Source organism: Luteimonas sp. YGD11-2 (assembly GCF_004118975.1).
Classification (GTDB): domain Bacteria; phylum Pseudomonadota; class Gammaproteobacteria; order Xanthomonadales; family Xanthomonadaceae; genus Luteimonas; species Luteimonas muca.
The window spans coordinates 465,931-479,834 of record NZ_CP035376.1 but is presented as its reverse complement, the minus strand read 5'-3'; the positions used below and the strand labels follow the sequence as shown (position 1 = coordinate 479,834).

7 protein-coding genes and 1 riboswitch are annotated in these 13,904 nt (G+C 68.6%); of the genes, 1 reads left to right on the top strand and 6 read right to left on the bottom strand.

From position 1 onward, the window contains the following. Positions 1–41 precede the first annotated feature (41 nt). From ERL55_RS02175 to thiC, 5 genes are all read right to left on the bottom strand, one after another. Positions 42–2,882 (bottom strand): TonB-dependent receptor, encoded by a 2,841-nt coding sequence (locus tag ERL55_RS02175; protein ID WP_129134968.1) that lies wholly within the window; start codon positions 2,880–2,882, stop codon positions 42–44. A 214-nt stretch (positions 2,883–3,096) separates the two neighbouring features. Beyond that, positions 3,097–3,924 carry an AraC family transcriptional regulator gene (locus ERL55_RS02170; RefSeq protein ID WP_343132721.1) on the bottom strand — a complete coding sequence of 276 codons (828 nt, stop codon included), beginning with the start codon at positions 3,922–3,924 and terminating at the stop codon, positions 3,097–3,099. A 143-nt stretch (positions 3,925–4,067) separates the two neighbouring features. After that, on the bottom strand, positions 4,068–6,389 hold the full coding sequence (locus tag ERL55_RS02165; RefSeq protein ID WP_129134966.1) for a winged helix-turn-helix domain-containing protein: 2,322 nt from the start codon (positions 6,387–6,389) through the stop codon (positions 4,068–4,070). 154 nt (positions 6,390–6,543) lie between these two features. Beyond that, entirely contained in the window at positions 6,544–7,143 is a 600-nt protein-coding gene (locus tag ERL55_RS02160) for a DUF4136 domain-containing protein (RefSeq protein WP_129134965.1), read from the bottom strand. 116 nt (positions 7,144–7,259) lie between these two features. Further along, a complete protein-coding gene (gene thiC, locus ERL55_RS02155) occupies positions 7,260–9,137 on the bottom strand; it encodes a phosphomethylpyrimidine synthase ThiC (RefSeq protein WP_129134964.1) in 1,878 nt (625 codons plus the stop codon). A 71-nt stretch (positions 9,138–9,208) separates the two neighbouring features. Further along, positions 9,209–9,308: riboswitch (TPP riboswitch) on the bottom strand. Between the two features lie 209 nt (positions 9,309–9,517). Between thiC and ERL55_RS02150 the strand changes: the two genes are divergently transcribed. After that, on the top strand, positions 9,518–10,483 hold the full coding sequence (locus ERL55_RS02150; RefSeq protein WP_129134963.1) for a homoserine kinase: 966 nt from the start codon (positions 9,518–9,520) through the stop codon (positions 10,481–10,483). 105 nt (positions 10,484–10,588) lie between these two features. On the opposite strand, the gene ERL55_RS02145 is transcribed toward ERL55_RS02150, so the two are convergent. Then, complete coding sequence (locus tag ERL55_RS02145; protein ID WP_129134962.1) at positions 10,589–13,750, bottom strand: efflux RND transporter permease subunit; 3,162 nt, start codon at positions 13,748–13,750, stop codon at positions 10,589–10,591. Positions 13,751–13,904 lie beyond the last annotated feature (154 nt).

Genomic DNA, 13,904 nt, shown 5'->3' with positions numbered 1-13,904 from the left:
CTCGCGGCCCGCCCTCCTTCAGCACGTTTCCGATCCGTGGATCAGAAGCGCTGCACGTAACGCATGTAGGTGAAGCGGCCGATGTCGAACTCGGGGTAGTACGGGAACGCGGTGCTCACGTTGCCGCCCGAGTACATGATCTGCGCCTCACGTTCGAACACGTTGTCCACGCCGACCGAGATGGTCGCATTCCACGGTGCGGTGTAGGCCACCTGGAAGTCGTGGAAGGTGTTCGAACCGAGCTGGTTACGCGGGGCCGTCTCGCCATAGGCGTAACGATCCGGATCCGAGCACGGACGGTTCGCGACGCAACCGTCGTTGATGCCGGAGTAGTAACGCGTGGTCCAGCCGATGTTCCACTCGTCGTTGACTTCCCAGTTCACGTTCAGGTTCGACTTCACGCGGAAGATGCCGGGGTCGCCGACGTAACCGATCATGATGTCTTCGCCATCCGCGTTCTGGCCGGCCTGGTCGTACTTGCTGGTGTAGGTGGTCTGCCAGTTGAAGTTGAATCCACCGAACGCGGTGTCGCGCAGGCGGTACTTCACGCCGAAGTCCCAGCCCTCGGTTTCCATGCTGCCGAGGTTGGTCAGGCCGTAGAACATGGCGCTGATGTGGCCGTCGCCCGCACGGGTGATACCGGCACAGCGGCTGGAGTCGCCGATGACGTAGCAATCGCGCAGGATGCGATTGACGCTGTCGGAGATGATGATGTTCTCCAGCTCGTAGCGGTACCAGTCGAGGCTCAGGTCGAGACCGTCAGCGAATTCCGGGCTGTACACGATGCCGGCGGTAACGCTTTCCGACGTCTCCGGGCCGAGGTTCGGATTGGAGCCCGAGATGAACTGGTCGGGGGTCTGGCACGGCCACGAGGTGCAAGCCTGGTAGCCCTGGCCCAGCTGCACGTAACCGACCGGCACGCCGGCCGCATTACACGCCGCATTGCCGTTGACGCTGCCCGGCACGCCGACCGAGCACGGGTCGGTGTATTGCTCGAAGCTGGCGCCGGTGCCGCCATACAGGTTGTCGATGCTCGGGGCGCGGAAGCCTTCGGCCCACGTACCACGCACGGCCAGCGCGTCGCTCGGACGCCACAGCACGCTGAACTTGCTGTTGATGGTGTCGCCGAAGTTGCTGTAGTCGGAGTAGCGCGAAGCCACGTTGACGGTCAGCTCGCGTGCGAACGCCATGTCCGACAGGATCGGCACGTTGAACTCGATGTAGGCCTCGTCGACTTCGTACTCGCCCAGCGTGGTGCTGGCGGCGAGACCGGTGTACTGACCGCTCTGCGCGAACGCGTCCGGAACGAAGCGACCTTCGTCCTTGCGGTGCTCGATGCCCACTGCCATCGACAGGTCACCCGCCGGCAGCTCGAACAGCGAGCCGCTGAGGTTGGCGGAGAGGATCTTGGTCTTGGTCTCGCCGGTATCGGTGTAGTACGGGAACAGGAAGTCCTGCACATCCTGGTTGCCCAGCGAGCCCTGGCCTGCAACGCCGTACGGCAGCAGCGGATTCCACGGGCGGCACGATTCCAGACCGAGATTCTCGGCACCAGCCACGCCGCAGCGCGCGACACCATTGGCGTCAACGTAGGACGGACCCAGCGCCTGCCGGGTGGCGATCAGGCTGGCGTCGCCATGACCGGTCTTGGTCACTTCATTGCGGTTGTAGGCGTAGTTGACGTCCCAGTCCCACGGCCTGTCGGCGATGTCGAAGTAACCGCTGACGCCACCGGAGAAACGGGTGGTCTTGAGCTGGCTGGTGGTGGTGCGCGGCACTTCCCACAGGCGACGACGGAACTGGATCTGCTCGCCCGTCGGGTTGAACGCGCTGTCGGCCGAAAGCGGCGTGTTGATCGCACGCGACTCGGACTGGTACGGGTAACCCGCGATCATCTGGTCGGTGGTGCGCTTGTTGAACAGCAGGTCCGCGTTGAGCGTGATGCGGTCGGTCAGGTCGTAGTTGATGTTGGAGAACACCGACTCGCGCTTCATGCCGGTCGACACCAGCATCTGCTCGTTGGAGTTGGCGTACTGCTCCGGGGTCAGCGGAACGAAGTCCGCAGCATTGGACGGGTCACCGCCCGGACGCAGGGTCACCCACTCGCTGCCGCGCTGCCACGAGCCGTACTGGCTGACCGGGCTCCAGCCCGAGCCGGGGTAATCCGGACCGGCGTTGCCATAGCGGCTGAAGAAGCGGTCGCCACCGTAGACAGGATCGGCTTCCATCACTTCGGCGCTGACGGTGATGCCGCTGCGGTCGTTGGCGACGCCAACGGTCGCCGAATAGGTGGTTTCGGCACCATCGCCCTGGCCGTACTGGCCGTACTGGATCGAGGCTTCCGCACCTTCGAAGCGCTTGCGGGTGATCACGTTGACCACGGCCGCGATCGCGTCGGAGCCGTAGATCGACGAGGCGCCGTCCTTGAGGACGTCGATGCGCTCGATCGCCGCCATCGGAATCTGGCTCAGGTCCTGGTAGCCGCCGGTGGTGGCGCCCAGGCGCACGCCGTTGAGCAGGACCAGCGTGCGGTTGGCACCGAGGTTGCGGATGTCGATGTAGTAGCCACCGACGTTCTCGCCCGACGCCAGGGCGTCAGCGCGGGAGATCGCCGGCGAACCCGCCGACGGGATGTTCTGCAGCAGGTCGGCAACCGAGGTGTGGCCGCTGCGCTCGATGTCCTGGCGGCTGACCGTCAGGATCGGCTGCTGGTTCTCGATCTCGACGCCACGGATGCGCGAGCCCGTCACCGAGATGCGGTCGAGGGTGGTCGCCCCATCGGCGGCGTCCTGCGCTTGCGCGGAGGCGGCGACCGGCAGCAGCGCCGTCAGGATGGCAGCAGGCAGCAGGCCCGGCCGCATCGCTGGAATGCGAGCTTTCATTAATTCTCTCCAGAATTGCATTAGTGATGCGTTAAGACGCATCCGAACGTTACGGCGGTGTGTCGGCGCTTGCTTTGCGACGGCGGCCGTATGACTTTGCGCAATCTGTCCGATCCGCGATTTGTCACCCTGCCGACATCCGCGATGCGCCATACAGACGGGCTGGCCTGCCAGTGCCCCGACCTGCATGGCGAACACGCAGGCCGGCGACGCGTCAGGCCGCGACCTGCTCCGACGGATATCCGGCATGGCGCGCGCGATAGTCGGTGGCGGTGGTGCCGTGCCGGGCGCGGAACGCGCGCGCGAAGCTGCAGCAGTTGTCGAATCCGCACGACGCGGCCACCTCGCCCACCGTCATCGACGTCGAGGTGAGCAGTTCGGCCGCACGCTCCAGACGCAGGCGCGCCGACAGCGCCTGCGGGCTCTCCTCGTACAGGCTCTGGAACGCCTTGGAGAAGTACCAGCTCGAGAAGTTGGTGAGGTCGGCCAGTTCCCCGATGCGCACCACCCGGTCGTTGTGGCCCTCGAGGTACAGGCGCGCACGCTGCATGCGACCGAACACCTGGCGCTTGCGGCTGCGCGAGCGGCCAGGGCACAGCTGCACCCGCGTGGCGAGGTCGCGCTGGGCACGCGCGATATGCAGGAGCACCGGCCGCAGCGCATCCGCGTTGCCATCGGCACGGGCCGCGCGCCACAACTGCAGCGCAACGCGAAGCTCGCTGGCCGGGAGGCTGCCACGTCCGGGATACAGCGCGGTGTCGGCAACCTGCTCCAGCAGCTTCAGATCCGGGGCGCGCAGCACGACGCCGATGACCAGGCTGCTCTCGTCGGTGTGCAGGACCGGCACCGAATCGCGTTCGAACACCATCCATTCGCCGCGGCGCAGGCGGAAGCGGCCTTCCTTGCACTCCACCCATGCGTTCCCGCGCAACACCACCCAGGCCGAGCAGGCCGCGGCGGCGACGCGCGCGCCACCCATCCGTGACAGGCCGATACAGTGCGGGCGTGGAACGGTGGCATCGTCAAGATCGATCTGCAGCATGCGGCCGCGGTCGGCCCAGTCATTGATCGTGGTCATGGAGGCATCCGGCGTGGGGGAGCCTCCCTTGTGCCGGCTCTGCCCGCGGCTTGCCGGAAATCCGTCCGAATCCTGTGCGAAATCGGGCGGAAGCTTTTCCGAAACCCTTACGAAACCGGTTTTCCCTTCGGTTTCAACAGGTTGACGATCCCGAGTGTCGATGTCGGACGCCGCTTCGGCAGGTGGGTGAAGCCGATTTCCATGCCGTCGTCGATCACCATCGACAGGTAGACCGTGCCGTCGCGCGTGCTGCTGCTGAAGCCGCTGGTGGCGGCACGCCGCTCCACGCTCAGGCACAGCTGGCGCGAACCATCGGAGCCGCCGAAGCGGTTGAGCTGGGTGCGGCACCCCGGCGCGGCGACCACGTAGTCGATGGCGCCACCCACGGAGGGCGACCAGCCGCGGTAATGGACACGCCGTGGGTGATGCGGATCCACCTGGCGCACGCTGTCCGGGCGCAGATCGAGCGACGCCTCCCACAGCCCGTCGGCGGACAGTCGCGAGAACAGGAGCCGCCCGGACGCGGGGTCGTGCAGGAAATGCGAGACGTCGTCCAGCGCACGCAGCTGCCGCCAGCCGCGCTCGTCGGCCATCAGCAGCGCGAGCTGCAAGGTGCCATCGCCTGCCTGCGCGGCCACCACCAGTTGTCGTGGATCCAGCCGCAGGGCCTGCACCGGATTGCGCACCGGCACCTCGAGCCGGCGGACGGCGCCGCTGGCGGCATCCACTTCGTAGAGTGCGGTGGCCCCGAGATCCACGGGATCGGTGGCACCGGCCACCAGCAGGTGCCGGCCGTCGACCGACCAGGTGGGTGCATGGCTGCCGATCGGGGTGATCCCGGGCACCGGCACCGGCGCCGCTGACGGATCGGCCAGCTCCGCCAGCCACAGCTCGTATGGGCCGGCACGGTCGGACGCGAACGCCAGGCGGCTGCCATCGGGCGATACCGCCGGCGTGTTGTCACGCCCGTTGGACGCGAACAGGCGCTGCTTGTCGATGCCGCCCGATCCATCGACGGCGATGCGGAACAGGCCAAACCGCAGGTTGCGGCGCACGAACGCCAGCGCCCCGGTGGCCGGCACCATCGAAGGCGCCTGCGCGTCGTCGAAACCCAGGTCGGAGATCGCACCGCTCACCGGGTCGAGCGCGTACAGCCGCACCTCGGAGTCGACGCGCCGCCCGAATACGACGCGCCCGCCGTCGGCCCAGGCCCAGCCGCGCAGTTCGCTGTTGAGCGTGGTCAGCTGCTCGGCGCGCCCGCCGGCTGCGGGCACCCGCCACAGGTCGCCCAGCTGCGGGTTGCGCGCGAACAGGATCCACGCGCCGTCCGGCGAGACCCGCGGCGCATGGTCGATGGCGCCCGGCACATGGTCGTAGGCGAGCGGCTGCCAGGCTCCGGACCCCAGATCCAGCACACGCAGGCCGGGCGCCGCGAACTCGCCGTCCATGGTGCCGAACAGCAAGCCGCTGCCGTCGGCGGTCCAGTCGAAACTCACCGTCCGCGCGCCGTCGCACCGCGCCACCTCGCGTGCATCGTTCCCGCGCACGTCGGCCACCATCACCGCGCAGGCCTTGCCGCCGGAACGGCGCAGGAAGGCGAGGTCGCGGCCGTCGGGTGACCAGCGCGGCACCGAGTCGGTCACCGCCGTACCGGCGGGCGCCGGTGCGAGCACGCGTGCCGGTGCGTTGTGCGTGGGTTGCACCAGGATCACGCTGCCCGTCGATCCCGCCATGCCATCGGCCGCGGCGTAGGCCACCTGGCGGCCGTCGGGTGACAGCGAGGGCGAGCCCTTGAACCCCATGCTGGAGGTGATCAGGCGGGCGGCCTGCGACCCCACCGGCGCCTCCGGGCCATCGTTGTCACGCGCGTGCGACCAGAACATCGCGCCGACCACGGCAAGCGTCAGACAGGTCACCGCGACCGCCGCCCACCAGCGCCGTACAGGAGCCGCTCCCGCCGCATGGTGCCGCGCCGTGGCGGCGACGGGTGACGGCTCCTGCCGGGCGTCCGTGGGTGCGGCCGCGTCTGTCGGCGCATGCGGCGTCGGGGCCGCGGCCACATCGGTGGCCACGGCGTCGTCGCCGATTGCAGTCACATCGCGCAGCAGCCGGTAGCCGCTCTTGGCGATGGTCTCGATATAGGCGCGCCCCTCGTCCGCGCCGCCGGGCCCGCTTCCGAAGGCCTTGCGCAGCTGCGTGATCGCCTGGGTCAGGACGTCGTCGGTCGGCATCGTTTCCGACCAGACTTCGTCCAACAGCGCGCGGCGCGTGACCACCTGCCCGGGCTGGGCTGCAAGCACCCGCAGCACCGCGAGCGCCTTGGGGGTGACGCGGACCGCCCGGCGTGCGCCCGGCATCGAGATCTCGCGCGTGAGCGCATCGACCGAGGCATCGCCCACACGCCAGCGATCGAGATCGACAGGGCGCACTACATCCAACTGCGTTCAATCTTGTTCCGGGGGTCCGCGATGATCGCGCCGCGCGACTGAACGCTGGCAAGTCAATGGACCGATCCTGCACATTCAACACTTGCGTTCGGTGAGCCGCTATGCCCTCACCTGCACACCCGCCGCACCACCCAGGTCACTGCGGCAGAGACGATGCACCCATGCCCGCACGATGCGGATAGCGCGCGAAGATCTCCGCAAGCGTCGCGTTGATCCGGGCGTCGCGCTCGGCCGGCGTGTTCCGGCCGACCCGACCCACCGCAATCCCCTCCCAGACCAGACGGTTCTGCCGGCGATCGACGATGTCCACGTTCATCGTGCCCTCGGTATAGCGGTGCACGTGGGTACGCTCGTTCCAGTACGGCACCGCGACGTAGCCGCGGCCGCGATAGCTGTAGTAGTAGGCGTAGTCCACGGTGGGCGTGGTCGAGACGTCGGTGCGACGCTGCAGGTAGGCGTTGACGTTGACCCAGATGTCCGGGTCCTGCGGCTGGTACCGGTAGCCGCGGCTTTCCATCTGCGCCCGGATCGCCGCCTTCGCGACTTCGCTGGTCGCGGTTTCATAGCCATGGCTTTCGAGCGCGAGCGGCGTGTAGAAGGCCCACGTCCGGTACTGCGAGAAGTCGGCGCGCGGATCGGCTTCGGTGCTGACGCGTGGGCCGGTCGCGCAACCGGCGAGCAGGGCGAGCGCGCACAGGCCGAAGAGCCAGGCGGCGAGACGACGGGAGGTACGCATGGCAGGTTCTCCTCGGTGACTGGCAGGGCGGCCACGCCGCTCCGTGGCATGACCGTACCGGTGCCGCCGTCGACTGCATGCGACGGCGGCATGCGACGTTCAGCGCCGGTTTGCCGTCAGCCCGGCTGGTACACCTCGCCGCCGGCGGCCCGGAACTCGTCGGCCTTCGCCTGCATGCCGGCGGTGAGCGCAGCCTGTGCATCGACCCCCTGCGCAGCCGCATAGTCGCGCACGTCCTGGGTGATCTTCATCGAGCAGAACTGCGGGCCACACATCGAGCAGAAGTGCGCCGCCTTGTGCGCGTCCTTCGGCAGCGTGGCGTCGTGGTACTCGCGGGCGCGCTCCGGGTCCAGACCGAGATTGAACTGGTCCTGCCAGCGGAACTCGAAGCGTGCCTTCGACAGCGCGTTGTCGCGCGCCTGCGCGCCCGGGTGGCCCTTGGCGAGATCGGCGGCATGCGCGGCGATGCGGTAGGCCATCAGCCCTTCGCGCACGTCGTGCCTGTCGGGCAGGCCGAGGTGCTCTTTCGGCGTGACATAGCAGAGCATCGCGGTGCCGTACCAGCCGATCAGGGCGGCGCCAATGGCACTGGTGATGTGGTCGTAGCCCGGCGCGATGTCCGTGGTCAGTGGTCCGAGGGTGTAGAACGGCGCCTCGCCGCAACAGGCCAGCTGGCGGTCCATGTTCTCCCTGATCAGCTGCATCGGCACATGGCCGGGCCCTTCGATCATGGTCTGCACGTCGTGCGACCACGCGATCCTCGTCAGTTCGCCCAGGGTCTCGAGCTCGGCGAACTGGGCGGCGTCGTTGGCATCGGCGATCGACCCGGGTCGCAGGCCGTCGCCGAGGCTGAAGGCGACGTCATAGGCCTTCATGATTTCGCAGATCTCCTCGAAGCGTTCGTAGAGGAAGCTCTCGCGATGGTGGGCCAGACACCACTTGGCCATGATCGAGCCGCCGCGGCTGACGATGCCGGTCACGCGCCTGGCAGTCAGCGGCACATGGGCCAGGCGCACGCCGGCGTGGATGGTGAAATAGTCCACGCCCTGCTCCGCCTGCTCGATCAGGGTGTCGCGGAAGAGCTCCCAGGTGAGTTCCTCGGCGCGGCCGTCGACCTTCTCCAGTGCCTGGTAGATCGGCACCGTGCCGATCGGCACCGGCGAATTGCGGATGATCCACTCGCGGGTTTCGTGAATGTGCTTTCCGGTCGACAGGTCCATGACGTTGTCCGCGCCCCAGCGGATCGCCCAGACCAGCTTCTCCACTTCCTCGGCGATGCCCGAGGACACCGCGGAGTTGCCGATGTTGGCGTTGACCTTGGTCAGGAAGTTGCGGCCGATGATCATCGGCTCGCTTTCCGGATGGTTGATGTTGCAGGGGATGATCGCGCGGCCGCGTGCCACCTCGTCGCGCACGAACTCCGCGGTGATGCGCGCCGGGATCGACGCACCGAACGACTCGCCCGGGTGCTGCGCACGCAGGCCCGCATCGGCGAGCACGTCCAGCCGCTGGTTCTCGCGCACGGCGATGTACTCCATTTCCGCAGTGACGATCCCGCGGCGCGCGTAATGCATCTGCGTCACGTTGGCACCCGGCAGCGCGCGGCGCGGGCGCGGGCGGTTGCCGAAGCGGATCGCATCGAGCTTCGGATCGGTCTCGCGGCGGCGGCCGAAATCCGAGCTCGGGCCGGGCAATTCGAGCGTGTCGCCACGCGCGGCGATCCAGCCCTCGCGCAGTCGCGGCAATCCGCGCGTGAGGTCGATCGACGCGTCGGGATCGGTGTACGGGCCGGAGGTGTCGTACACGGCCAGCGGCGGGTTGTCCTCGCCGCCGAACAGGGTCGGAGTGCGCTCGAGGACGACCTCGCGCATGGCCACGCGGATGTCGGCGTACGGGCCGGCCACATGGATCTTGCGCGAGCCCGGGATCGGGCGCACGACGTCGGCGGACAGTTGTTCGGCCTGGCGGGCCAGTTCGGATGACGCTGCATTCATGGCGGGGTCCTGCTTCGAAGGGATGGCCGCGATCGCGGACGCACGAAGCAGGAGCACACGGACCCCCGGCACGGAGGTCGCGCGAAGCTTCCCTACGGCGGTATCAACCGCATCAGGTTCGAAGGGTCTGTCTCAACCGGCGCCATGGCGCCGGTACCCCCGCTTCGGCGGCGATTGGAGCATGGCGACCGCGCAAAGGCCAGCACGCAGGACGGATGCGAGGGCGCTCCTTCCGCAACGCGGTGTGCAACCGGGACGCCGAACGGATCACACCACGACGGCCGTCGCGCTGGCGCCGGCGGTCCTGCGGATTGCGCAGTGGTATCACGCGCCGAGCCAGTCCTGCTGCGGACCCGCCCCGTGACCTTCAGAATGTGCGCATGACATCCAGCGCATCCCATGCACCCACGCACGCCGAAGCCTTTTCGCCTGGTGGCGTCGGCAATATCGGCGTCGGCTTCGACCTGCTCGGCCACACCATCCACGGCCCCGGCGACCGCGCCATCGTGCAGCGCGTGCCGGCACCGGGCGTGCACATCACCGGGGTCCATGGCGATGCCCATGGCGCGTCCACGCTGCCGCTGGACGCCACACGCAATACCGCGGGCCGCGCGCTGCTGTCGTTGCTGGAGGCGACCGGCGCCGCGCATGGTTTCGAACTGGAGCTGCACAAGGGGATCGCGCTCGGTTCCGGGCTGGGTGGTTCCGCCGCCTCCGCGGTTGCCGCCGTGGTTGCCGGCAACGCGCTGCTGCAGGCACCGCTGCCGCGCATGGCGCTCTACCCGCATGCGCTCGCCGGCGAGGCGGTCGCCACCGACAGCGTGCAGGGCGACAACGTCGGCCCGATGCTGACCGGCGGCATCGCGCTGGCCACCCCCGACCGCCTGCTGCGGCTGGACGCACCCGAGCTGTGGTGCGCGGTCGTGCATCCGCATTTCGTGCTGGAGACGCGCCACGCGCGCGCGGTGCTCGCCCAGCCCTACCCACTTGCCCAGGTGGTCCGGCATGGCACACACCTGGCGCTGTTCCTGACCGGACTGGCACGGGGCGACCATGAGCTGATCGCCGCCGGCCTGCAGGACATCCTGGTCGAGCCGCGACGTGCGCCGCTGGTGCCCGGTTTCGCCGCGGTCAAGGCCGCGGCGATGGATCACGGCGCGCTGGGCGCCAGCCTGTCCGGTGCCGGCCCGAGCGTGTTCGGCTGGTTCGCGACCCGCGACCACGCGGCACGCGCGCTGCAGGCGATGCGAGGCGCGTTCGCCGACGCCGGCCTCGACAGCCAAGGCTGGGTCGGGCCGGTCAACGGGCCACGCGCGGAACTGGTCCGCAGCTGGACCGGGGGTTAGCAGGCAGCACGTGGGTGTGTGGGAGCCGTGGCCGGCGCCATATCCGGCGGCTCCGGATGACGGTTCAGGCCTTGTGCGGGCGACGCGACCATCGTGTCGCCGGTATCAACGCCGCTCCGGCACCGGCACCCGGAACCACGCGGCGTACAGCGCCGGCAGGAAGATCAGTGTCAGCACCGTGGCCACGGTGAGGCCGCCCATGATCGCCACCGCCATCGGCCCGAAGAACACGCTGCGCGACAGCGGGATCATTGCAAGGATCGCGGCCGCCGCGGTCAGAACGATCGGGCGGAAGCGGCGCACCGTCGCATCGATGATCGCGTCCCAGCGCTCGTGGCCGGCGGCGATGTCCTGCTCGATCTGGTCCACCAGGATGATCGAATTGCGCATGATCATGCCGGCCAGCGCGATCGTTCCGAGCATCGCCACGAAGCCGAACGGCACCCGGAACAGCAGCAGGAACAGGGTGACGCCGATGAGGCCCAGCGGTGCGGTCAGCAGCACCAGCAGGCTGCGCGACAGGCTGCGCAGCTGGATCATCAGCAACGTGACCACGACGAACAGGAACAGCGGCAGGCCGGCCTTGATCGATTCCTGCCCGCGCTCGGAATCCTCCAGTGTGCCGCCGGTCTCGAGCAGATAGCCCTGCGGCAGCTCCGCGCGGATGCCGTCGAGGGTCGGCAGGATCTGCGCGACCACCGTCGGTGGCGTGGTCGCATCGCGGATGTCGGCGCGCACGGTGACCGTGGGCAGGCGATCGCGATGCCAGATGATGCCGTCCTCGAAGCCGTATTCGAGCGTGGCGATCTGCGACACCGGCACCGGCTGTCCCGACGGTGTCGGCACCGCCAGGCTGCCCAGCATGTCGAGGTCGGCGCGTTCGTCGCCGCTGCCGCGCATCAGCATCTCGACCAGCTCGTTGCCTTCGCGATACACGCTCACCCGCAGGCCCGACAGCGAACCGGAAAGGAAGTGCGCGACCTGCTGCGAGCTCACGCCCAGCGCGCGGGCGCGGTCCTGGTCGATCACCAGCCGCACCACCTTGCTGGGCTCGTCCCAGTCGAGGTTGACGTTGGTGGTGTGCGGATTGGCACGCACGCGCTCGGCCACCTCCCGCGCGATCGCACGTACGCGTTCGACGTGCTCGCCCGAGACGCGCAGCTGCACCGGATAGCCCACCGGCGGGCCGGTTTCCAGCCGGGTGACGCGCAGTTGCAGTTCCGGGAAGCGCGGCGCGATGTCGTCGATCAGCCAGCTGCGCACCTGTTCGCGCGCATCCGGGTCGGTGGTCATCACCACGAACTGGGCGAAGTTGGCCTGCGGCAGCTGCTGGTCGAGCGGCAGGTAGAAACGCGGTGAACCGGTGCCGACATAGGCCACGTAGTTGGCGATGCCGGGTCGGCCTTCCAGCATCGCTTCCAGCCGCTCGGCCTGGGCCTGGGTGGCACGCAGCGAACTGCCCTCGGCGAGTTCCAGGTCCACCATCAGCTCCAGGCGGGTGGAATCCGGGAAGAACTGCTGCGGCACGAAGCGGAACAGCAGGATGGATGCGACCAGCATGCCCGCGGTCGCACCGATCACCAGCCAGCGGTGGCTGAGCGACCACTCCAGCCAGCGCCGGAAGCGGCGGTAGAACGGGCGCTGGTAGGGGTCATGGTCGTGCGCGCCAACCGGCTTCGGCGCCAGCATGTCCGCGAACGCCGGATGGCGGTCCGCCGCGCGCTCGCGCCAGGCGCGCACGCGCGCGGCCAGCGAGCCCGGCTTCGGCGGCTGCGGATTGGCGAGGTCGGGCAGCATCTTCTCGCCGAGATACGGGATGAACAGCACGGCCGCGATCCACGACACCACCAGCGCGATGGTCACCACCTGGAACAGCGAGCGGGTGTATTCGCCCGTACTCGATGCAGCCGTGGCGATCGGCAGGAAGCCTGCAGCGGTGACCAGGGTACCGGTGAGCATCGGGAACGCGGTGCTCGTCCACGCGAACGCGGCGGCCTTCAACCGGCTGTAGCCCTGTTCCATCCTGATGGCCATCATCTCCACCGCGATGATCGCGTCGTCGACCATCAGCCCCAGCGCCAGCACCAGCGCGCCCAGCGAGATCTTGTGCAGGCCGATGCCGAAGTAGTGCATCACCGCGAAGGTCATCGCCAGCACCAGCGGGATCGAGACCGCGACCACCAGCCCGGTGCGGAACCCGAGCGACACGAAGCTCACCAGCAGCACGATGACCACCGCCTCGGCGAGCACCTTGACGAACTCGCCGACCGAATCGCGTACCGCCTGCGGCTGGTCGGCCACGCGCCTGAGCTGCATGCCGGCCGGCAGCGTCTGTTCGAGCCGGGCGAACTCCGTTTCCAGCGTGCGCCCGAGGCGCAGGATGTCGCCGCCGTCGTGCATCGACACCGCGATGCCGATCGCGTCCTCGCCCATGAAGCGCATCCGCGGCGCCGCCGGATCGGCAAAGCCGCGGCGCACCGTGGCCACGTCGTCGAGGCGGATGGTGCGGTCGCCGGCGCGGATCGGGAATGCGCGGATCGCGTCCACCGAATCGAAGGCGCCATCCACGCGCAGCTGCACGCGTTCGCTGCCGGTCTCGTAGAAGCCGGCGGGCGCCACCGCGTTCTGCTGCGCCAGTGCGTCCTGCACCGCGGCCAGCGGAATGCCCAGCGTCGCCAGCCGGGTATTGCTGATCTCGATCCAGATCTTCTCGTCCTGGAGGCCGATGAGTTCGACCTTGCCGACGTCGGGCACGCGCTGCAGTTGCAGCTGCAGCCGGTCGGCATAGTCCTTGAGCACCGCGTAGTCGAAGCCGGCACCGGTCAGCGCATAGATGTTGCCGAAGGTGTCGCCGAACTCGTCGTTGAAGAACGGGCCGATGACATCGGCCGGTAGCGTCGCGCGGATGTCGCCGACCTTCTTGCGCACCTGGTACCAGAGCGCGGGAATCTCCTGCGAACGCATCGAGTCGCGCGCCATGAACACGATCTGCGATTCGCCCGGCCGCGAGTACGAGCGGATGAACTCGTAGTCGCCGGTCTCCATCAGCTTCTTCTCGATGCGCTCGGTGACCTGCCGCGCGACCTCCTCCGCGGTCGCGCCCGGCCACGCCGTGCGGATCACCATCGCCTTGAAGGTGAACGGCGGATCCTCGGACTGGCCCAGGCGCATGTACGACCACGCGCCGACGATGGCCACGACCAGCATCGCGTAGAGCACCAGCCCGCGGTTGGCCAGCGCCCATTCGGAAAGGTTGAAACGGCTCATCGGGATGCCCGGCCCGTCACTGGCAGGTGGGAGAAGGAGTCATCGCGTCCACCACCCCATCAATGCGTGGCAACGGGAGACAGCGGAGTGCGCGCAATCGCGGACGGAGCCACGGTGCCCCCACCCCATGCCCTCCCCCGCGGGCGGGAGAGCA